We start from the raw sequence: 19,628 nt of genomic DNA on the forward strand, positions 1-19,628 counted from the left end.
TGCACGGCACGATGGGCCCCGTCCGGCCTGGCTTGTCACCCTCTTCTGAATTACGCAACAATGGCGTTGTGAAAAACGTCGGTGCGACCCCCGCTGCCGCTGGGGAGGAGCTCGCGACCGGGGAGCGGTCCACCCGCAACCGGGTCGCGCGGTCCATCCTGGACCACGGGCCGTCCACCGTGGCGCAGCTCGCGGAGCGGCTCGGCCTCACCCAGGCCGCCGTGCGCCGGCATCTCGACGCCCTGGTCGCCGACGATGTCGTGGCCCCGCGGGAACAGCGCGTGTACGGCGCGCGTTCACGTGGCAGGCCCGCCAAGGTGTTCGCGCTCACCGACTGCGGCCGGGACGCCTTCGACCAGTCGTACGACAGGCTCGCCGTGGACGCCCTGCGCTGGATCGAGCAGAACGCCGGGGGCGAGGCTGCCGTGGCCGCCTTCGCCCGCGATCGCGTGGAAGCCCAGATGGAGGGCTACCGCGAGGCCGTCGAGTCGGTGCCGCCGCAGGAGCGCGCCGCGGCGCTGGCCAAGGCCCTGAGCGCCGACGGGTACGCTGCGACGGCACGCAAGGCGCCGGCCGGTCAGGTCGGGCAGCAGCTGTGCCAGCACCACTGCCCCGTGGTCCATGTCGCGGAGCGCTACCCGCAGCTGTGCGAGGCCGAGACGGAGATCTTCTCCCGTCTGCTCGGCACGCACGTGCAGCGCCTGGCGACCATCGCGCACGGCGACGGGGTCTGCACCACCTTCATCCCGCACGGCGACCCGCAGCAGCAGCCGCGGACCGCGCCACGCAGCACGACGAAGACCTCTTCACCAGCATCAGCATCCGTAAGCACGGCCGGGAGGAACCCCGCATGACCACCGAGATCAGCCACCCCGAGCTTGAGGGCCTGGGTCGGTACGAGTACGGCTGGGCCGACTCCGACGCGGCCGGCGCCACCGCCAAGCGCGGCCTCAACGAGGACGTCGTCCGCGACATCTCCGCCAAGAAGAACGAGCCGGAGTGGATGCTGAAGCTGCGGCTGAAGGGTCTGCGCCTCTTCGGCAAGAAGCCCATGCCGACCTGGGGCTCCGACCTGTCCGGCATCGACTTCGACAACATCAAGTACTTTGTCCGGTCCACCGAGAAGCAGGCCGCCTCCTGGGACGACCTGCCGGAGGACATCAAGAACACCTACGACAAGCTCGGCATCCCGGAGGCGGAGAAGCAGCGCCTCGTCGCCGGTGTCGCCGCCCAGTACGAGTCCGAGGTCGTCTACCACCAGATCCGCGAGGACCTGGAGAGCCAGGGCGTCATCTTCCTCGACACGGACACCGCGCTGAAGGAGCACCCGGAGCTCTTCCAGGAGTACTTCGGCACGGTCATCCCGGTCGGCGACAACAAGTTCGCCTCGCTGAACACCGCCGTCTGGTCCGGCGGCTCCTTCATCTACGTCCCGCCGGGCGTCCACGTGGACATCCCGCTCCAGGCCTACTTCCGGATCAACACCGAGAACATGGGCCAGTTCGAGCGCACCCTGATCATCGTCGACGAGGGCGCCTACGTGCACTACGTCGAGGGCTGCACCGCGCCGATCTACTCCTCCGACTCGCTGCACAGCGCCGTCGTCGAGATCATCGTCAAGAAGAACGCGCGCTGCCGCTACACGACCATCCAGAACTGGTCGAACAACGTCTACAACCTCGTCACCAAGCGCGCCGTGGCCTACGAGGGCGCGACCATGGAGTGGGTCGACGGCAACATCGGCTCCAAGGTCACCATGAAGTACCCGGCCGTCTACCTGATGGGCGAGCACGCCAAGGGCGAGACCCTGTCCATCGCCTTCGCGGGCGAGGGCCAGCACCAGGACGCCGGCGCCAAGATGGTCCACATGGCCCCGAACACCTCGTCCAACATCGTCTCCAAGTCGGTGGCGCGAGGCGGCGGCCGCACCTCCTACCGCGGCCTTATCGAGATCGGCGAGGGCGCCCCGGGCTCCAAGTCGAACGTGCTCTGCGACGCCCTGCTCGTCGACACCATCTCCCGCTCCGACACGTACCCGTACGTCGACGTGCGCGAGGACGACGTGTCCATGGGCCACGAGGCGACCGTCTCCAAGGTCTCCGAGGACCAGCTCTTCTACCTGATGAGCCGCGGCCTGTCCGAGGACGAGGCCATGGCCATGATCGTGCGCGGCTTCGTCGAGCCGATCGCCAAGGAGCTGCCGATGGAGTACGCCCTGGAGCTCAACCGGCTGATCGAGCTGCAGATGGAGGGTGCGGTCGGCTGACGCCGCCGCACCCGCCGCCGGGCGCGGCCCCGCCGCGCCGCGCCCGCGCGGCCGCACGACTTGACGACGTACGCACGTAGGAAGAGAAACCACGACAGCCATGGCTGACAACATCCCGGTCGGTTCGACCACCGCCGGCTCCATCGCGGTGGCCGCAGAGTCGACCGTCGCCACCCGCATGAGCGCCCCGCCGTCCTTCGACGTCGCGGACTTCCCGGTCCCGCACGGCCGCGAGGAGGAGTGGCGGTTCACCCCGCTGGAGCGCCTGCGCGGGCTGCACGACGGCACCGCGACCGCCACCGGGGAGGGTGTCCGCGTCGAGGTGGCCGCGCCCGACCCCGTCACCGTCGAGACCGTCGGCCGCGACGACGCCCGGCTCGGCAAGGCCGGCACCCCCGTCGACCGGGTCGCCGCCCAGGCGTACTCCGCGTTCGAGAAGGCCACCGTCGTCACCGTGCCCAAGGACGCCGTGCTCACCGAGCCGGTCCGTATCGGCGTGCACGGCCAGGGCGGCACCTCCTTCGGCCACCTGGCCGTCGAGGTCGGCGCCTTCGCCGAGGCCGTCGTGGTCCTCGACCACACCGGGGACGCCGTCCTCGCCGCCAACGTCGACTTCCGCCTCGGCGACGGCGCCAAGCTGACCGTCGTCTCCGTGCAGGACTGGGACGACACGGCCGTCCACTGCGCCCAGCACAACGCGCTCGTCGGCCGCGACGCCTCCTTCAAGTCCGTCGTCGTCACCTTCGGCGGCGACCTCGTCCGCATCCACCCGCGCGTCGAGTACGCCGGGACCGGCGGCAGCGCGGAGCTGTTCGGCCTGTACTTCACGGACGCCAAGCAGCACCAGGAGCACCGCCTCCTCGTCACCCACAACGTGCCGCACTGCTCCTCGAACGTCGCCTACAAGGGCGCCCTCCAGGGCGAGGAGGCGCACGCGGTGTGGATCGGCGACGTCCTCATCCAGGCCGCCGCCGAGGGCACCGACACCTACGAGCTCAACCGGAACCTCGTCCTCACCGACGGTGCCCGGGTCGACTCGGTGCCCAACCTGGAGATCGAGACCGGCGAGATCGCCGGCGCCGGCCACGCCTCCGCCACCGGCCGCTTCGACGACGAGCAGCTGTTCTACCTGATGTCCCGCGGCATCCCGGAGGTCGAGGCCCGCCGCCTCGTCGTCCGCGGCTTCTTCGCCGAGCTGGTCCAGCAGATCGGCCTGGCGGACGTCGAGCAGCGGCTCATCGAGAAGATCGAGGCGGAACTGGAGGCATCCGTCTGATGGCCTTCGTCCGCGCCTGCTCGCTCGGCGAGCTCGAGGAGGACACCCCCAAGCGGGTGGAGATCGACGGCACGCCGGTCTCCGTCGTCCTCACCGAGGGCGAGGTCTTCGCGATCAACGACATCTGCTCCCACGCGAACGTCTCCCTCTCCGAGGGCGAGGTCGAGGACTGCGCCATCGAGTGCTGGCTGCACGGCTCCAGCTTCGACCTCCGCACCGGCAAGCCGTCCGGCCTTCCCGCGACGCGCCCCGTCCCCGTCTACCCCGTACAGATCGAAGGGGACGATGTGCTCGTCTCCGTCACCCAGGAGTCCTGAGTCACCCATGGCAACGCTTGAAATCCGCGACCTGCACGTCTCCGTCGAGGCCGACAACACCACGAAGGAGATCCTCAAGGGCGTCGACCTGACCGTGAAGCAGGGCGAGACCCACGCCATCATGGGCCCCAACGGCTCCGGCAAGTCGACCCTCGCCTACTCCCTCGCCGGTCACCCCAAGTACACGGTCACCGGCGGCACCGTCACCCTCGACGGCGAGGACGTCCTGGAGATGTCCGTCGACGAGCGCGCCCGCGCCGGCGTCTTCCTCGCCATGCAGTACCCGGTCGAGGTCCCCGGCGTCTCCGTCTCGAACTTCCTGCGCACCTCCGCCACCGCGATCCGCGGCGAGGCCCCCAAGCTCCGCACCTGGGTCAAGGAGGTCAAGGAGGCCATGCAGCGCCTCAACATGGACCCCGCCTTCGCCGAGCGGAACGTCAACGAGGGCTTCTCCGGCGGTGAGAAGAAGCGCCACGAGATCCTCCAGCTGGAGCTCCTCAGGCCGAAGATCGCGGTCCTCGACGAGACCGACTCCGGCCTCGACGTCGACGCGCTGCGCATCGTCTCCGAGGGCGTCAACCGCGTCCGCGAGACCGGCGAGGTCGGCACCCTGCTCATCACGCACTACACGCGTATCCTCCGTTACATCAAGCCGGACCACGTGCACGTCTTCGCCGGCGGCCGCATCGTCGAGTCCGGTGGCCCCGAGCTCGCCGACAAGCTGGAGTCCGAGGGCTACGAGGCGTACACGAAGGGCGGCGCATCCGAGTGACACAGCTTCCGGGCCTCCTCGACACAGAGGCGATCCGCAAGGACTTCCCGATCCTCGACCGGGTCCTCCACGACGGCAAGAAGCTCGTCTACCTGGACAACGCGGCGACGTCCCAGACGCCGCGCCAGGTGATCGACGCGGTGAGCGAGTACTACGAGCGGCACAACGCCAACGTCCACCGCGGCGTGCACGTCCTGGCCGAGGAGGCCACGGAGCTGTACGAAGGCGCCCGCGACAAGGTCGCGGCCTTCATCAACGCGCCCAGCCGCGACGAGGTGATCTTCACCAAGAACGCCTCCGAGTCGCTGAACCTCGTGGCGAACATGCTCGGCTGGGCCGACGAGCCCTACCGCGTGGACGCGGACACCGAGATCGTCATCACGGAGATGGAGCACCACTCCAACATCGTCCCGTGGCAGCTGCTGTCGCAGCGCACCGGCGCGAAGCTGAAGTGGTTCGGGCTGACCGACGACGGCCGCCTCGACCTGTCCCGGATCGACGAGGTCATCACGCCGAAGACGAAGATCGTCTCCTTCGTGCTGGTCTCCAACATCCTCGGCACCCTGAACCCGGTCGAGGCGATAGTCCGCCGCGCCCAGGAGGTCGGCGCGCTCGTCCTCGTCGACGCCTCGCAGGCCGCCCCCCACATGGCGCTGGACGTCCAGGCCCTGCAGGCCGACTTCGTCGCCTTCACCGGCCACAAGATGTGCGGCCCGACCGGCATCGGCGTGCTCTGGGGCCGCCAGGAGCTCCTGGAGGACCTCCCGCCGTTCCTCGGCGGCGGCGAGATGATCGAGACCGTCTCGATGCACTCCTCCACCTACGCCCCCGCGCCCCACAAGTTCGAGGCGGGCACGCCGCCGATCGCCCAGGCCGTCGGCCTCGGCGCGGCCGTGGACTACCTCGACTCCATCGGCATGGACAGGATCGCCGCCCACGAGCACGCGCTCACCGCGTACGCGATCCAGCGCCTCCAGTCGCTGCCGGACCTGCGCATCATCGGCCCCTCCACGGCCGAGGACCGCGGCGCGGCGATCTCCTTCACGCTCGGCGACATCCACCCCCACGACGTGGGCCAGGTGCTCGACGAGCAGGGCATCGCGGTCCGCGTCGGCCACCACTGCGCCCGACCCGTCTGCCTGCGGTACGGAATTCCTGCGACCACGCGAGCGTCGTTCTATCTGTACTCCACGCCCGCCGAGGTCGACGCCCTGGTGGACGGCCTGGAGCACGTCCGTAACTTCTTCGGATGAGGGGCTGACGCTTCGGTGAAGCTGGATTCGATGTACCAGGACGTCATCCTGGACCACTACAAGCACCCGCACGGGCGGGGCTTGCGGGACGGGGACGCCGAGGTGCACCACGTCAACCCGACGTGCGGCGACGAGATCACGCTCCGCGTGAAGTACGACGGGACCCGCGTCGCGGACGTGTCGTACGAGGGCCAGGGCTGCTCCATCAGCCAGGCGTCCGCGTCGGTGCTGAACGAGCTGCTCGTCGGCAAGGACCTGGCGGAGGCGCAGCGGATCCAGGGCACGTTCCTGGAGCTGATGCAGTCCAAGGGCCGGATCGAGCCGGACGACGCGATGGAGGACCTCCTGGAGGACGCCGTCGCGTTCGCCGGGGTCTCCAAGTACCCGGCCCGTGTGAAGTGCGCGCTGCTGAGCTGGATGGCGTGGAAGGACGCGACCGCCCAGGCGCTGGGCGAGGGGAAGACCGCATGAGTGAGAACGAGACCTCGGTGCCGATGAAGCCCGCGACCGAGGAAGAGGTGCGCGAGGCGCTGTACGACGTCGTCGACCCCGAGCTGGGCATCGACGTCGTCAACCTCGGCCTCATCTACGGCATCCACGTCGACGACTCCAACGTCGCCACCCTGGACATGACGCTCACGTCCGCGGCCTGCCCGCTGACCGACGTCATCGAGGACCAGGCGAAGGCGGCGACCGACGGCATCGTCAACGACCTGCGCATCAACTGGGTCTGGATGCCGCCGTGGGGCCCGGACAAGATCACGGACGACGGCCGCGAGCAGCTGCGGGCCCTGGGCTTCAACGTCTGACCGCCGCCGCGACGCAGGAGACGGCCGTGCCCGCCGGGAGCGATCCCGGCGGGCACGGCCGTCTCCGCAGCCGTCGTCAGCCCGCGGGCGGCGGACCGTACGGGCCCGTGTACGGGCTGGTGTACGGCGCCGTGCCGGGCGCGGGCAGGGTCACGCCCGCGGACTCCGCCAAGGACGCGGCCAGGTTCTCCGTACGGATCCGGCGGTCGATGTAGATCAGGCCCTGGACCAGCGAGGGGAACACGGAGCCGACGATCTGGGACAGCGCGAAGCCCACCGTGAACAGCGCCACCATCACCAGGATCCCCGCCACGGGCACGTCCGAGCTGTCGCTCGGCAGCATCACGAGGAAGGGCACCACGGCGACCAGCTGGAACACCGTCTGGATCACCCAGGACACGGCGGCCGCGATCAGCCAGCCCACCACGGAGAACCCGAGCACCCTCCACCACGCGCCCTCCACCAGGCGCGCCGAACGGCGCATGGCCTGGACGGGGCCGAGCCGCTCCAGGACGGCCGCCGACGACGCCAGGCTGAACCGGACCCCCACCCAGGCGGCCAGCGCTATCGCACCCAGGACCGCGGGCACCCCGATGGCCCACACCCAGGGTGCGCCGTCGGAGGCCGCCCCCAGGAACGCGACCGCGGCGATCACGGCGACCATGGGGAGCATCGCGCACAGCCAGCTGAGCACGAGGGCGCCCAGGACCGCCCATACCCGCGCCCACGCCTGGCGCCACAGCATCCCGAACCGCACCGGTCCGCCCACCACGGCCATCCGCAGGGCCGCGGGGCCGACGGCGTAGAGGAGCGAGACGGCGATCCCCGACCCGAGGAGCACGCACAGGTAGAAGACGACGAGCAGCAGGATCACCGGCGTCGCGTCGAAGGCGGTGTCGTCGGCTTCCAGGATCAGCACGTCGCCGACTGTCGCCCCGAGGGTCAGGAAGCCGATCAGGACGACGATGCCGAGCAGTGCCAGCAGCAGCCCGAACACGGAGCAGCAGAAGCCCGTGAAGGCGGCCCACGCGCGCCACAGCGTGGTGAAGGCGCCGCCGATCACGTCGCCGAGCCCCAGCGGGCCCAGCGGGATCACGCCGGGCTTCGGCGGTGCGGGCGGCCCCGTCCAGCCCGCCCAGCCGCCGTGGCCGGGCGCGCCGTACGCCCCGTGGGGGCCGGGCCCGCCGTACGTGCCGTGGCCGGCGTACCCGCCGGGTCCCGGCCGGTCCTGTCCGCCCGCTCCCTGCGGGGCCGGTGCGGCGGCCGCGGGACCGGACCGCGGGTCGCTCGGGCCGGTCGGTTCCGGTGCGGCGGGGTGCTGCGACGGGTCGGGTCGGTCGGCGGGCTCCGGTGCGGCCGGGCCCTCCGCTCCGTCCGGTCTCCTGTCGTCTCCGTGCGCCCCCGTGGAGTCCTGCGTCATACGGATGTGCTCCTGTGTTCGATCCCCCGGATTGACCGGGACACGTTAACCGGGGGGCGTCCGCGCAGGGCAGGCGGGGCAGCGCGGGCGGCCGGGCGCAACGCCGACCGGCTCCTGAGACCGGTTCGCACAGGGCGCGCCCCGCCGGTTAGGTTCGGGTCATGACTTCTGCACCTCGCACCACCGGGGCCGTCGCCGCCGGCCTCGCCACCATCGCCGGCGACGGCACCGTCCTGGACACCTGGTACCCCGCCCCCGAGCTCGCCGAGGCCACCGGCCCGGCCGGCACCGAGCGCCTCACGCCGGACGAGGCCGTGCGGCTCCTGGGCGACGGGGCCGCCAAGGCCCTCGGCGTGGACGCCCGCCGCGGCGTCGAGGTCGTCGCCGTCCGCACCGTGATCGCCTCGCTGGACGACAAGCCGCTCGACGCGCACGACGCCTACCTGCGTCTGCACCTGCTCAGCCACCGGCTGGTCCGGCCGCACGGGCAGAACCTGGACGGCATCTTCGGGCTGCTCGCCAACGTCGCCTGGACCAGCCTCGGCCCCGTGGCCGTCGACGACGTCGAGCGGGTGCGGCTGAACGCCCGCACCGACGGCCTGCACCTCCAGGTGACCAGCATCGACAAGTTCCCGCGCATGACGGACTACGTCGCGCCGAAGGGCGTCCGCATCGCCGACGCCGACCGGGTCCGGCTCGGCGCCCACCTGGCCGCCGGCACCACCGTGATGCACGAGGGCTTCGTCAACTTCAACGCCGGCACCCTCGGCACCTCCATGGTCGAGGGCCGGATCTCCGCCGGCGTCGTCATCGGCGACGGCTCCGACATCGGCGGCGGCGCCTCCACCATGGGCACGCTGTCCGGCGGCGGCAACGTCGTCATCTCCATCGGCGAGCGCTGCCTGGTCGGCGCCGAGGCGGGCGTCGGCATCGCGCTCGGAGACGAGTGCGTGGTCGAGGCCGGCCTGTACGTCACCGCCGGGACGCGCGTCACCATGCCCGACGGGCAGGTCGTCAAGGCCCGCGAGCTGTCCGGTGCCTCGAACATCCTCTTCCGCCGCAACTCGGTCACCGGCGCCGTCGAGGCCCGCCCGAACAACGCGGTCTGGGGCGGACTGAACGACATCCTGCACAGCAACGACTGAGCCGCCGTCACCTTTCGTGTGACCTCGCGTGACCTCCGGGCCGCTGAACCGATGAACAGGTCGACGCAGGGTCACATGAAACGGTCAGGTGAGGAGCGGACATGAGGATAGGCCGGGTCGCCTCGGTCGCCGGAGCGGTCGCCCTGGGGGCGGCGCTCACGTGCGGAAGCGCCCACGCCGACGAGAGCAACGCGCAGTCCCACAACGGGCCGCGCGTCGCACTCGTCAACGCGGGGCAGATCGACGACCCGATGGAGGACGTGCTGGAGCACGTCGCCATCCTCGGGCGGAACCTCATCATCGACTGACGGCCGCCAGCTCCCCGTACGCCTGCCGCAGCCCGTCGACCGCGTCCTGGTCGGCGGGCTGCAGCGGTTCCCGCACGGGGCCCGCGTCCAGTAGCGCCTTCGCGGTGACCGCGCCCGGCAGTCCGGCGGCCATCATCCGCTCGACCAGCGGCAGCAGCCGCTGGTTGCGCCGGGCCGCCTCCGCGGTGTCGCCCGCGTCGAAGGCGTCCAGCACCGCGCGCACAGCGCCGGGAGCCACGTTCGCCACCGTGCTGACGCAGCCCGCGCCGCCGACCGCGTACAGGGGCAGGTTCAGCTCCTCGCACCCCGAGTAGACGGCCAGGGAGGAGCCCGCGATGACCCTGGTGGAGCCGAGCAGGTCGTACGCGCAGTCCTTCACCGCCGCGATCCTCGGGTGCTCGGCCAACCGCAGCATGGTCTCCGGCTCGATGCGCACCCCTGTGCGGCCGGGGATGTCGTAGAGCATGAGCGGCAGGCCCGTCGCGTCCGCCACGCGGCGGAAGTGCGCCTCCACCGCGGCCTGCGGCGGTCGGCTGTAGTACGGGGGGACGACGAGGAGCCCGTCGGCGCCGGCGTCCTCCGCCTGGCGGGCCAGCTCCGCGGTGTGGGCCGTGTCGGCGGTGCCGACCCCGGCCAGCAGCACTGCCGAGGGGCCCACCGCGTCCCGTACCGCCCGGATCAGCGCGCTCTTCTCCGCGTCGGTCGTGGTGGGCGACTCGCCCGTGGTCCCGGAGAGGACGAGGCCGTCGCAGCCGTCCGCCAGCAGCCCGGCGGCGAGCCCGGCGGCCCGGTCGAGGTCCAGCGCCTCGCCCGTGGCGGTGAAGGGCGTGACCATCGCGCACAGGACGCGGCCGAAGGGGGTGCTCTCGTTCGTCATCCGCGCAGTCTTCCCCCGGGGACGCTCCACGTCCACTTAGATGTGCTCCGGCAAGGGTGAAGCGTTGCTGAACTGTAGTGGCGCCCCGCATGCAGCGGACAGCGGGGGGTACCCGGTCGTCCCTCATGTGACGACGAAGGGAGGCGGTCGGTCGTGGCCGGAGAACCCTCGGTCGGCGAGCTGGTCAAACGGGCGTCGGAGCAGTTGGCCGACCTGGTCAGGCTGGAGGTGCGCACCGCGCGGGCGGAGCTCACGCAGAAGGGCCGTCGCGCCGGCGTCGGCGGCGGGCTGCTCGGCGCGGCGGGAGCCGTCGCCTATGTCGGCCTAATCGCCCTCGCCGGCACCGCGGTGGCGCTGCTCGCACTAGCCCTGGACGTCTGGGCGGCCGCGCTCATCGTGACCGGCGTGCTCTTCCTCTGCGCGGGTGTGCTGGCGCTGCTGGGGCGCGCCCAGGTGCGCCGCGCGGTGCCACCGGTGCCGGAGCGCGCCCTTGACGGCGTCCGCTCCGACATCGACGAGATCAAGGAGAGGGTGCACCGATGACACGGCCCGACGAACTGCGCCTCGAAGCGGCGCAGAAGCGGCAGGAGCTGGTCGAGACCCTCGACCAGCTCATCGCCAGGACGGACCTGCGGGCCCGCGCCGCCCGCGCCGCGCACGGCGAACGGCGCCCCGCGTTCCTCGCCGCGGCCGCCGCGGCGGGCGCGGTGGTGGTGCTCGCCGCGGTGCTCGCCGGACGCGCCGCACTGCACGGTGCGGGCGCCTCCGCGGTCCGCCGGGGAGGGCCGCGGGCCCGGTGGGGAGGGTGGCGATGAGCCGCAGGCCCCCGCTGCCGAAGGGCAAGCGGAAGCAGAAGCAGAAGGTGCTGTACCGGCCGGTCGGGCTGCTGCTCGGCATGGCGGCCGGCGCGGTGGCCAGTGCGCTGTTCACGCAGATCTGGAAGGTGGTCGGACACGGCAGCGACGCCCCCGACGCGCTGGACGAGGACCGCGACTGGCAGGAGGTGCTGCTCGCCGCGGCCCTGCAGGGCGCCGTCTTCGCGGCGGTCCGGGCGGCCGTGAACCGCAGCGGCGCGGTCGGTGTGCGCAGGCTCACCGGGACGTGGCCTTCCGGGTCTTGACCTCAAGTCCGCTTCAGGTCGGAGGGTGGGGGATGTCCGGCCGCGCCGCGAGGGCGCGGCCGGACCCGACCGAGAGGCAGACCCGTGACCGTCCACGTCCAGCCGCACGCTCGCCCCGACCTCACCCGCCCGGACGCCGGGCTGGTCATCGCGACCACCTGGCGCGTCGGCACGCCGGAGCGGCAGCAGGCCGCGGTGGACGCCATCGCCCGTACCTGGGAGCGGCGGCCCTGGCCGGTCGCGGGCCTGCTCTCGTACAGCGTGCTGGTGGGGGAGGACGGGGACCGGCTGCTGCACTACTCGCAGTGGGGCGGTGAGGACGACTACCACGAGATGGTGCGGACCCAGCGCGGGCCGAGGAACGCCGAGATCGACGCCGCGGTCCCCGGCATCGACCGCGCCTCGTTCCGGATGTACGAGCGCTACCGCAGCAGTGCGGCGGTGCCCGGTGACCGGCGGGTGCCCGGCTGCGTGGCCGCCGTGGAGGTCGAGTTCGACGGTCCCGACCCGGCGCGGCAGCGGGCCTGGGTGGACGCGGTGTTCGAGGCGCTGTCCGCGGACCCGGCCCCGCACCCGGGCGGTGTGTCCGGCCACTTCCACCTCAGCCTGGACGGCACGCACGTCCTCGACTATGCCGAGTGGGAGACCGCGCGGGCCCACGAGGAGGCGATGGCCTCGCCGGGGGACGGCATCGGGGCGGCCACCCCGCAGTGGCGGCGCGTGCAGCACTACCCGGGGCTCGTGCGCAGCACCGTGCGGCGCTACACGCCCGCGCTCGCCATGAGCCCGGGCGTGTAGCGGAGGGCGTCACGGCCGGAAGCGCAGCACCTGCGGGTCGTGGTCGCTGTTCTGGTCGGCGAACTCGGCGTTGATGTGCACGCTGTCGTACTCGAAGCGGCGGATCGCCGGGCTGGTCAGGATCTGGTCCAGCACCTGGCTGTTGCCCTGGTAGACGTACGAGTACCGCTCGGCGGCCGGCAGGGACAGGATCGCCGGGTACAGCGCCCCGCCCTCGGTGAGGATCCGCGTGGTGTCCGAGAACTCGAAGTCGTTGATGTCGCCGAGGACGACGACCTTCGCGTTCCGCTGCACCGCGAGGACGTCCCTGACGAAGGAGTTCACGACCCGCGCCTGCTGGTGGCGCTCCACCTCGGAGGAACGGTTCGGCGGCTGCTGGTGGGAGACGATCGACTGGTCGCCGCCCTTGGAGCCGAAGTGGTTGGCGACCACGATGACGCGCTTGCCGCGGAAGAAGAACTCGCCGGCCAGCGGCTTGCGGCTGTTCTCCCAGGCGGCGTCCGCCGGGGCGATGCGGCCGGGGGAGTGGGTGAGGGTCGCCTTGCCGTACCGCTTCACGACACCGGTCGCGGTCGTCGCGTCGCCGCCCCTGCGGTCCACGAAGGCCACGCGCTCCGGGTTGAACAGGAACACCTGGCGGATGTTGCCGCCGGGCTGGCCGCCGTCCTTCTTGTCCTCTGGGTCGATGCCCCGCCACTCGTACGCGGGGCCGCCGGCCGCGACGATCGCGTCAGTGAACTTCTTCAGCGTCCCGTCGGCGGCGACCGTGCCGTCGTCCTTCGGGCCGCTGTTGTCCTGGATCTCCTCCAGGGCCACGATGTCGGGCGAGGCGAGGTTCTCGACGATGCCCTTCGCGAGCGCGTCGAACTTGGCCTGCGGGTCGCCCGGGTCGAGGTTCTCCACGTTGTACGTGGCGACCGCGAGCTCCTTGTAGTGCTGCTCGCGGGTCCGCTCGGGGCGCAGCGCGCGGTCCTCGACGGTGACGGCGGCGCGGGAGGCGAGGGTGTAGCCGCCGTACTGGTTGAAGTCCAGCGGGCCCTCGGCGCCCCCGCTGAGCAGGTCGCCGACGTTGGCGTCGGGGAAGGGCTGCTGGGCGGTGGGGACCAGCGACTGGACCTTCAGCCGGCCGGTGTTCTGCGCGTCGTACGAGCCGTAGCGGGTGCCGCCGCGCCGGGTGGGGTTCTCGTGCGGCTTCACGGTGACCCAGAGTTCGTTGTACGCGCTGGCGCCGACGATCCGCGACTCCCCGATGCGGACGTTGACGCCCTCCAGGGACTCGTAGTAGTCGAGGGCGTAGGCGGACGGCTTGAGCGGCAGGCCGTTGACGGAGCCGCCGGCGGCGGGGTCGCCGTCCGGCGTGTACGCGGCGGGGACGCTGTCCGCGGTGATGACGACCGGCTCGGGGACGGCGTGGCCGGAGGACACGACGGTGACCTTGGGGCGGGAGATCTGGGTGATCGACTGGTTGCCCGAGCGGAGTCCGCCGGGCACGTACTCGGTGACCGTGCCCGAGACGGTCACCGCGTCGCCGACGGACACGGTCGGCGCGGAGCCGGTGTAGACGAACAGGCCCTCACTGGTGGCCGGGTTGTCATCGGCCTCCGGGTCCTGGAACCAGAACCCCTTCGACCCGTACGTGCGCACGCCGGTGACGATGCCCGGCACGTCCGCGACCTGGTTGCCCACCAGAGGGGATATGCGCGTGACGCCCTGGATGTCGTGGATGCGGGTCGAGCCGGTGGTCTCTGCCGCCGAGGTGGTGGCCCCGGCGAGCAGGCCGGCGGCCAGCGCGGTGGCGAGGACGGCCGAGACGGCTGCGGTTCTCGGCAAGGAGGAAGCCATGGATGAAGCTCCAAGGGAGGGTGGGAGGTGAGGTGTTGAGTGGCGGAAAGCAGTGGGGTGACCCTGCGGCCGCTCTACGCGCGTCAATCTCTGCGGAGAGCCCCCAACTTGTCAAGGGCTTCCGGGTGTAATGGGCCTGACAGGCGGATGAACCGTCGGAGATGCCCCCGAATGCGTCTACGCTGGGATCCGTTTGGCCCGTCCGCGCCTGCGTGGGGGGTGATGCGCGGCCGCACACGTGCGGTCGGCGCGCCCGCACGCCGACGTGCTCCGAGGAGAGTCCCTGATGCCCGCAAGCCCCCCGACCCTGCCGCCGGTGCGGCTGCCCTCGGACGCCGTACTGGCCCGGGACGCCCTGGCCGCACCGCTGCTGACCCGCGCGGTGCGGCTCGCCCGCTGGGCGGGGCCGGCCACCCGGGTCGGCGCGGGCGGCGCTCGTCGACGCGCAACTCGCCGAGGCCGCGCGGGTGCTGGGCCTGCCGGACGGCGAGGACGGCGAGGCCGGTGCCAGCGAGGCGTGGCGGGTCGCCGTCGACACGGGGCTCGTGACCGTGCGCGACCCGGAAGCCGGCGCGGAAGCGGACGAGGAGGGGACCGTCGAGCCCGGCGGGATGCTGCCGCTGGTGACCGGCGGCACCCCGCGGGACGTCCTTGGCCTCTGGCTCGACGGCCTGGAGACCGTCTGCGCCGACGCCGCCACCCCCTTCTTCGACGACCCCGAGGCCCTCAGCGCCCTCGTCGGCGAGGACGGGGAGATCGACTTCGACGCCCTGGACTGGGACCCCGAGGCGGAAGCCGAGTTCCTCGACGGGGTCCTCGCCAACCTGTACCTGCTCACGGTCGCGGAAGGCGGCTCCGGGGACGCCCCCGTGCCGCTGCCCGCCCTCGCCGCGTCGATGGTCGTCCCGCCCGACGACATGGGGGAGCCCTCCGACGCCGTCCTGGAGCAGGTGTCGGAGGTGATGATGCGGCTCGACGACCAGTTCCGGCTGCTGGAGCCGATGGGAGTCGTCGAGTACCGGCCGGTCGACGAGGCCCTGCTCGGCGAGGACGCGCAGGAACCGGGCGCGGGCGCGGCCGGGGCGGCCGCCGAGATGGACGACGAGGACGTCGCACGCTACGGCCTGGTCCGCCTGACCCCGCTCGGGCTGTACGGCATCCGCAACCGGCTGCTGGAGTCGGGCGTCGACGCCCCGGCCGTGGGCGACCTCGCCGAGCGGGACGCGGCCGCGCTGCTCACCGCGGTGGCGGCGTTCCCGCCGGACGCGGCCCGGGCGGAGACCGAGCTGTGGCTGGCCGGGCGGGCCCCGCTGGCGGCGGCCCGGGGCTGCTCGCCGGGGCGAAGGGCGCCGACGCCGCCGCGCCGCTGCGGCGGCTCCACTGCCAGCAGGCCCTGGCGCTGGTCGGCGCGGACGCCGAGCCCGCGGTGCGGGAGGTGCTGGACGACCCGGAACTGGGCGGCCTCGCCCGGGTGTGGCTCGTCGAGCGGGGCGCGGCCCAGGTGCCCGCGCCGCCGGAGGAGATGGTGTTCTGGCTGACGGTCGACACGATCGCGGCCCAGCTGGCCGCGGACGGGGACCTGACCGAACTGCAGGACCTCATCGAGGGGCTGACCGGCCGGCACAGCGGGTTCTTCGAGCAGGCGTGGCGGGTGGACCACCCCGCGACCGCGCAGGTGCTGGAGGCCGTGGGGCGCCTGCACCGGGACCGGCGCGTGGCGAAGGACGCGCGGAAGGCCGCGTTCAAGGCCCGCTCCCGCGCCTGAGCCCGGCGCCGCGGCCGGGGTGCGCGCACGCCGGTGCCGCGCCCGGCACCGGCGCCGGACACTGGCGTTCAAGGCATGCTCCCGCGCCTGAGCCCGGCGCCGGACACGGTGACCGCTGCCTCTGCCGCACGGGCTGCGCTGCACGTCCCACGACTCCCGGAGGCCGCCGCTGCGGGCGGCCTCCGGTGCCTGCCGTCGAGGCGGCGACCTCCGGCAGGACCGGCTCGCCCGACGGGGCGTCGGTCGTCCGCGAGCCCCCGTGCTCCGCCCTCCCGCGCCGGCCACCGAGGGGCGTATCAGGAGGCACCCCTCCGCCGGCGCACGCGTCCGCCGCGCGTCCCGGAACTGCACCGGGCGAGCCTGAGGCGTGGACGGGGAGCTCGCAGTGCCCGTAAAGGCATCCCCGGTCCCGCGCCGGTGCGCCGCCTGACCGCTACCGAGCGCTGCCACCCCCTCCCGTCGGCCCTCCCGCCCGCGGGAACCATGCACTCCGGAGGTGGTGGCGATGCCGACGATCCGCCCTGAGGACTTCGGCGCTGTGCCCGGCAAGGACGCGACCGAGGCGTTCCGGAAGATGTTCGCCGCGGTCGACAAGGGCCTCCGGCGGGATGCCGGCGGCGGTGTGCCGGTGGCAACGGCGGAGATCCTCCTTTCCGGCAGCTACAGCGTGTCGGGCAGCGTCATGCGGCCGGCCCCGGGTCGGGCGCAGGGGCTGACGATCCGCGGCACCGGCAAGCGGGCGTCGGAGATCGTGATGACGGGCCCGGCGCCGCTCCTGGTCAACCAGGACCGGTGGATGGGCGTCCGCTGGTACGACTGCAGCTTCCGGTCGACGAACCAGAAGGCGAGCTACCTGTACTCGTCGAGCACCGGCGCCTGCCAGGACTGGGGCTGGACGAACTGCGAATGGCGCGGCCGCTGGCAGTACGGCATCGGTCTCGACGGACCCGAGAACAGCAACACCAACTCGGAGATGCGCTTCACCGGCTGCCACATCAACGGAGGCTACGACAAGGCCTTCCTGTGGTCCGGCATGACCCCGGCCCACGCGCAGCAGGACCAGTTCCTCAACCACTGGTTCAGCGACTGCAAGGTCGAGTACGACCACGGGGACTTCCTCCGCTTCGACAAGGGCGGGTTCATCCGCGTCGAGGGCGGCAGCTTCATCATCAAGGGCCGGCGGCCCGACGGCGGGGTCAGCAGGTTCTTCCACTTCCCGACGGCCGGGCACTACGACTCCGTGCAGCACCTCACCGTCCGCGCGGTGCGCTTCGAGCTCCGCAACGCAGAGAGCCAGGTCATCCGGTCCCAGTGGGCGGGGCACGTCGTCTTCGACGCCTGCTCCGACACGGCGATGGGCTTCCAGAAGCACAGCGCCGGCCTGGTCGCCCACGAGTACACCAACCCCGGCGTCGTCGTCTACCGGCACTGCGACCTCGTCGGCAAGCACGCCTACCACCTCACCGCGGCCAACCCGAGGCGGCGGGTGGTCTACGACGCCTGCACCCGCAAGAACAACCGGACCGCCGCGTCGTTCCTCGTCATCGACGGCAGCGGGGCGAGCGCGGCGCCACCGATCACCCACACCAACGACGCCGACGGCATCACCTAGGAGGATCGCCGGCCGGCCCCGGGTGTCAGCCGGGGGACGCGCCGTACCCCTCGGTCTCCGCGCCGGCGGCCTCGGAATCTTCCCGCGATGCCTCACTTCCGGCGCGGCACCACCGGCTGCGCGGGGACGAGCGCGACGCGAGGGCCGGCGCGGAGCCCCGGCGGCGCCCGTGAAACGGCGGGCCGGCGCGGAGCGGCGTCACCCTTCCCGGTGGTCCGCCCCGCTCCGGCCCGCCCTGCTCACAGGGCCTCTGCGCCCGGCTTCACCATGCCGCGGACCGTGCGGGACTTCACGAAGTCCCCGAGCGCCGTCATCTCCCACTCGCCCGAGAACTGGCGGATCAGTTTGCACATCATCAGACACAGGGCTGTGAAGGCTACTTGACCTGCGGTTTCTCCGCCTCCCTATGATCAACTGGGAGAGGAGTGGGAAACGGCGGCGCCCACAGGCCCCCAGCAGCCTGGTGGAACTTGTCCCACCTCTCCTGCTGTGACTCCATGATGCCAGCCTCCATCTTCGGCGTCAGATTGCTGTACAGGCCCCTCACCCCGGCGATCTCGTGGCCCATGCGGGTCTCCACAGCGATCTCGGGGTGGCCGTCCTCGTCCAGGCACTCCTTCATCCAGTGCCTCAGGCGGTAGATGGGGAGGCCCGCGAAATCCGCGACGGCGGGGATGGCCGGCCTCGTGAAGTCGCGCCGAGCCTCGCGGGCGGGGGAGCCGTCCCGGATCGGAGCCCAGTAGTCCCGGTCGAAACGTGCCCCCAGTAGGTCACCACCGGACATTGAGGGGAACGTCCACGGCGACGAGTGACTGGTCGCAAGGGCGGCGTGCATCTCACTGAGGAACGGGGGCAGCACCAAAGTGCGGTGCGACTCGTACTTCGGCTCCGTGAGCGTCTTCTTCCCGTCGACCCACTGCAGCTGGTACTCAACGCGCACCGCGGGCATGGACGCGTACCGCTCTCGCGACTCGGCCCTCCGGTCGGCGTCCGGGTCCGCCGCCGGCCACTGCGGCCACGTGAACGTCTTCTGCAGCCCGTACATCTCGCCCGGCCGCATGCCGGTGAACGCCGCATGCCAGATGTACGTCCACCCGGGGTAGCCCCACACCGTGTAGGCGTTGACCGCCAGCTGGTAGACGGGGCCCATGGCCAGCGGGCGCTTCTTCCTGACGGCCTTCTTCACGTACCGGCCGCGTCGGGGCGTCGATGGCGGCACCGGGCTGTCCGTGCGGTACTTGTACCGGGTGACCGCGTCGAACATCAGCATCCCGAAGAGCATGAGGATGTCGTCGACGTACGTGCGGGACAGCTCCCCCTTCGCGACCTTCTGGGTCAGGGAGTTTTTCCACGCCAGGTACTCGGGGGTCGTGATCTCTCCGACTTTGCGCCGCCCCCAGTGCCGGTTGATCTGGGCCTTCAACATCGACCGGTAGCTTTTGACGGACTCGGGCCGCAGGTCCTGGTCGGGGAGCCAGACCGGCAGCGTGTAGTCCTTCATCAGGATGTCGCCGCTGCTCTTGGGGATGTGCTTGTTGTGCCGCACCTCGTACTCGCGGTCGAGGCCGTAGTCGTAAGCCTCGTCGTAGGTCTCGAAGCCGGACGCGCCCTCGTATTTTTTGTTGCCGTTGTCCAGGTACTCGCCGGCCCACCACTTGACCCGGTATTTGTAGCCGCGCTGCTCGACGTATGGGATACGCCATCCCCCCTTGGATGACTGTGGGTTCAGGTTCGCCGTGACCGGCAGCTCCCCTTGGCGGACCCTGGGGGCTACCCCGCCTCACCAACTGGGCAGCCACCGCATGCCAGGCAGTCGACTCCCGCACCGCGCATGAGCCTGCGCACGAGGGCCTGATGCTCAGGATGGGTAGTGGCTGTCGACGGCAGTACGCAGGTGAGTTCACCGTTGATCGTCAGGGCCTGGCCGATGAAGTCAGGTTCGTCGTACGTGATCACCGTTGCCATCGTGCGCCCCTTACTCGGCTCTCGGAGAACCCCAAGTGGAAGTTCAGGGTTACACGTGCGGGAGGTGTGAAGTCAGGGTGGGT

At 71.7% G+C, this 19,628-nt stretch carries 20 protein-coding genes and 1 pseudogene; 16 read left to right on the forward strand and 5 right to left on the reverse strand.

Features of this window, described 5'->3' with window-relative positions; all coding sequences use genetic code 11:
• The first annotated feature begins 68 nt into the window (after positions 1-68).
• The 8 genes from L6E17_RS14010 to L6E17_RS14045 all read left to right on the forward strand — a co-directional run bounded on the left by L6E17_RS14010 (position 69) and on the right by L6E17_RS14045 (position 6,693).
• Positions 69-854, forward strand: a complete 786-nt coding sequence (locus tag L6E17_RS14010) for a metalloregulator ArsR/SmtB family transcription factor (protein WP_236241097.1) — start codon at positions 69-71, stop codon at positions 852-854.
• The gene (gene sufB / locus L6E17_RS14015) at positions 851-2,266 is read left to right on the forward strand and encodes a Fe-S cluster assembly protein SufB (RefSeq protein ID WP_236241098.1); all 1,416 of its coding nucleotides are present in this window, start codon (positions 851-853) and stop codon (positions 2,264-2,266) included. Before L6E17_RS14010 ends, sufB begins: the two co-directional genes overlap by 4 nt.
• Positions 2,267-2,366: 100 nt before the next feature.
• Entirely contained in the window at positions 2,367-3,542 is a 1,176-nt protein-coding gene (sufD, locus tag L6E17_RS14020; RefSeq protein WP_236241099.1) for a Fe-S cluster assembly protein SufD, read from the forward strand.
• On the forward strand, positions 3,542-3,859 hold the full coding sequence (locus tag L6E17_RS14025; protein WP_236241100.1) for a non-heme iron oxygenase ferredoxin subunit: 318 nt from the start codon (positions 3,542-3,544) through the stop codon (positions 3,857-3,859). The genes sufD and L6E17_RS14025 overlap by 1 nt, the downstream gene beginning before the upstream one ends.
• A gap of 7 nt (positions 3,860-3,866) precedes the next feature.
• On the forward strand, positions 3,867-4,631 hold the full coding sequence (sufC, locus tag L6E17_RS14030; protein ID WP_236241101.1) for a Fe-S cluster assembly ATPase SufC: 765 nt from the start codon (positions 3,867-3,869) through the stop codon (positions 4,629-4,631).
• On the forward strand, positions 4,628-5,884 hold the full coding sequence (locus L6E17_RS14035; RefSeq protein WP_236241102.1) for a cysteine desulfurase: 1,257 nt from the start codon (positions 4,628-4,630) through the stop codon (positions 5,882-5,884). Before sufC ends, L6E17_RS14035 begins: the two co-directional genes overlap by 4 nt.
• A 15-nt stretch (positions 5,885-5,899) precedes the next feature.
• Positions 5,900-6,355 carry a Fe-S cluster assembly sulfur transfer protein SufU gene (gene sufU, locus L6E17_RS14040; RefSeq protein ID WP_236241103.1) on the forward strand — a complete coding sequence of 152 codons (456 nt, stop codon included), beginning with the start codon at positions 5,900-5,902 and terminating at the stop codon, positions 6,353-6,355.
• Positions 6,352-6,693, forward strand: a complete 342-nt coding sequence (locus L6E17_RS14045) for a metal-sulfur cluster assembly factor (protein WP_236241104.1) — start codon at positions 6,352-6,354, stop codon at positions 6,691-6,693. Before sufU ends, L6E17_RS14045 begins: the two co-directional genes overlap by 4 nt.
• A gap of 76 nt (positions 6,694-6,769) precedes the next feature.
• Here the strand turns inward: L6E17_RS14045 and L6E17_RS14050 are convergent, their stop codons facing one another.
• Entirely contained in the window at positions 6,770-8,113 is a 1,344-nt protein-coding gene (locus L6E17_RS14050; protein WP_236241105.1) for a hypothetical protein, read from the reverse strand.
• Positions 8,114-8,274: 161 nt separating this feature from the next.
• Here L6E17_RS14050 and dapD point away from each other — a divergent pair, with 161 nt between their 5' ends.
• Positions 8,275-9,258 carry a 2,3,4,5-tetrahydropyridine-2,6-dicarboxylate N-succinyltransferase gene (gene dapD / locus L6E17_RS14055; protein ID WP_236241106.1) on the forward strand — a complete coding sequence of 328 codons (984 nt, stop codon included), beginning with the start codon at positions 8,275-8,277 and terminating at the stop codon, positions 9,256-9,258.
• 101 nt (positions 9,259-9,359) lie between these two features.
• Positions 9,360-9,566, forward strand: a complete 207-nt coding sequence (locus tag L6E17_RS14060) for a hypothetical protein (RefSeq protein ID WP_236241107.1) — start codon at positions 9,360-9,362, stop codon at positions 9,564-9,566.
• Here L6E17_RS14060 and dapA read toward each other — a convergent pair.
• Complete coding sequence (gene dapA, locus L6E17_RS14065) at positions 9,556-10,443, reverse strand: 4-hydroxy-tetrahydrodipicolinate synthase (RefSeq protein ID WP_236241108.1); 888 nt, start codon at positions 10,441-10,443, stop codon at positions 9,556-9,558. The two genes, L6E17_RS14060 and dapA, sit on opposite strands and share 11 nt — an antisense overlap.
• A gap of 153 nt (positions 10,444-10,596) precedes the next feature.
• On the opposite strand from dapA, the gene L6E17_RS14070 reads away from it, so the two are divergent.
• From L6E17_RS14070 to L6E17_RS14085, 4 genes are all read left to right on the forward strand, one after another.
• The gene (locus L6E17_RS14070; protein ID WP_236241109.1) at positions 10,597-10,986 is read left to right on the forward strand and encodes a phage holin family protein; all 390 of its coding nucleotides are present in this window, start codon (positions 10,597-10,599) and stop codon (positions 10,984-10,986) included.
• Positions 10,983-11,258: a hypothetical protein gene (locus L6E17_RS14075; RefSeq protein WP_236241110.1), complete on the forward strand. Its 276-nt coding sequence runs from the start codon at positions 10,983-10,985 to the stop codon at positions 11,256-11,258. The genes L6E17_RS14070 and L6E17_RS14075 overlap by 4 nt, the downstream gene beginning before the upstream one ends.
• Positions 11,255-11,563: a DUF4235 domain-containing protein gene (locus tag L6E17_RS14080; protein WP_236241111.1), complete on the forward strand. Its 309-nt coding sequence runs from the start codon at positions 11,255-11,257 to the stop codon at positions 11,561-11,563. The genes L6E17_RS14075 and L6E17_RS14080 overlap by 4 nt, the downstream gene beginning before the upstream one ends.
• A gap of 84 nt (positions 11,564-11,647) precedes the next feature.
• Positions 11,648-12,361 (forward strand): antibiotic biosynthesis monooxygenase, encoded by a 714-nt coding sequence (locus L6E17_RS14085; RefSeq protein ID WP_236241112.1) that lies wholly within the window; start codon positions 11,648-11,650, stop codon positions 12,359-12,361.
• Between the two features lie 9 nt (positions 12,362-12,370).
• Here the strand turns inward: L6E17_RS14085 and L6E17_RS14090 are convergent, their stop codons facing one another.
• The gene (locus L6E17_RS14090) at positions 12,371-14,203 is read right to left on the reverse strand and encodes an endonuclease/exonuclease/phosphatase family protein (protein WP_236241113.1); all 1,833 of its coding nucleotides are present in this window, start codon (positions 14,201-14,203) and stop codon (positions 12,371-12,373) included.
• Positions 14,204-14,489: 286 nt separating this feature from the next.
• On the opposite strand from L6E17_RS14090, the pseudogene L6E17_RS14095 reads away from it, so the two are divergent.
• Both L6E17_RS14095 and L6E17_RS14100 read left to right on the forward strand, forming a co-directional pair.
• Positions 14,490-15,968, forward strand: a pseudogene (locus L6E17_RS14095) (hypothetical protein).
• Between the two features lie 505 nt (positions 15,969-16,473).
• A complete protein-coding gene (locus tag L6E17_RS14100; protein WP_236241114.1) occupies positions 16,474-17,580 on the forward strand; it encodes a hypothetical protein in 1,107 nt (368 codons plus the stop codon).
• 376 nt (positions 17,581-17,956) lie between these two features.
• Here the strand turns inward: L6E17_RS14100 and L6E17_RS14105 are convergent, their stop codons facing one another.
• Entirely contained in the window at positions 17,957-19,126 is a 1,170-nt protein-coding gene (locus L6E17_RS14105; protein ID WP_236241115.1) for an integrase, read from the reverse strand.
• A 224-nt stretch (positions 19,127-19,350) separates the two neighbouring features.
• Entirely contained in the window at positions 19,351-19,545 is a 195-nt protein-coding gene (locus L6E17_RS14110) for a hypothetical protein (RefSeq protein WP_236241116.1), read from the reverse strand.
• Positions 19,546-19,628: the final 83 nt, after the last annotated feature.

This window comes from Streptomyces sp. CC228A (assembly GCF_021390935.1).
Lineage (GTDB): Bacteria > Actinomycetota > Actinomycetes > Streptomycetales > Streptomycetaceae > Streptomyces.

What these genes read in the sequence shown, in the direction of transcription:
- sufB (WP_236241098.1), top strand. Translation starts at nt 851, where the DNA reads ATGACCACCGAGATCAGCCACCCCGAGCTTGAGGGCCTGGGTCGGTAC.
- sufD (WP_236241099.1), top strand. Translation starts at nt 2,367, where the DNA reads ATGGCTGACAACATCCCGGTCGGTTCGACCACCGCCGGCTCCATCGCG.
- L6E17_RS14025 (WP_236241100.1), top strand. Translation starts at nt 3,542, where the DNA reads ATGGCCTTCGTCCGCGCCTGCTCGCTCGGCGAGCTCGAGGAGGACACC.
- sufC (WP_236241101.1), top strand. Translation starts at nt 3,867, where the DNA reads ATGGCAACGCTTGAAATCCGCGACCTGCACGTCTCCGTCGAGGCCGAC.
- L6E17_RS14045 (WP_236241104.1), top strand. Translation starts at nt 6,352, where the DNA reads ATGAGTGAGAACGAGACCTCGGTGCCGATGAAGCCCGCGACCGAGGAA.
- L6E17_RS14050 (WP_236241105.1), bottom strand. Translation starts at nt 8,113, where the DNA reads ATGACGCAGGACTCCACGGGGGCGCACGGAGACGACAGGAGACCGGAC.
- dapD (WP_236241106.1), top strand. Translation starts at nt 8,275, where the DNA reads ATGACTTCTGCACCTCGCACCACCGGGGCCGTCGCCGCCGGCCTCGCC.
- L6E17_RS14060 (WP_236241107.1), top strand. Translation starts at nt 9,360, where the DNA reads ATGAGGATAGGCCGGGTCGCCTCGGTCGCCGGAGCGGTCGCCCTGGGG.
- dapA (WP_236241108.1), bottom strand. Translation starts at nt 10,443, where the DNA reads ATGACGAACGAGAGCACCCCCTTCGGCCGCGTCCTGTGCGCGATGGTC.
- L6E17_RS14075 (WP_236241110.1), top strand. Translation starts at nt 10,983, where the DNA reads ATGACACGGCCCGACGAACTGCGCCTCGAAGCGGCGCAGAAGCGGCAG.
- L6E17_RS14080 (WP_236241111.1), top strand. Translation starts at nt 11,255, where the DNA reads ATGAGCCGCAGGCCCCCGCTGCCGAAGGGCAAGCGGAAGCAGAAGCAG.
- L6E17_RS14090 (WP_236241113.1), bottom strand. Translation starts at nt 14,203, where the DNA reads ATGGCTTCCTCCTTGCCGAGAACCGCAGCCGTCTCGGCCGTCCTCGCC.
- L6E17_RS14100 (WP_236241114.1), top strand. Translation starts at nt 16,474, where the DNA reads ATGCCGACGATCCGCCCTGAGGACTTCGGCGCTGTGCCCGGCAAGGAC.
- L6E17_RS14110 (WP_236241116.1), bottom strand. Translation starts at nt 19,545, where the DNA reads ATGGCAACGGTGATCACGTACGACGAACCTGACTTCATCGGCCAGGCC.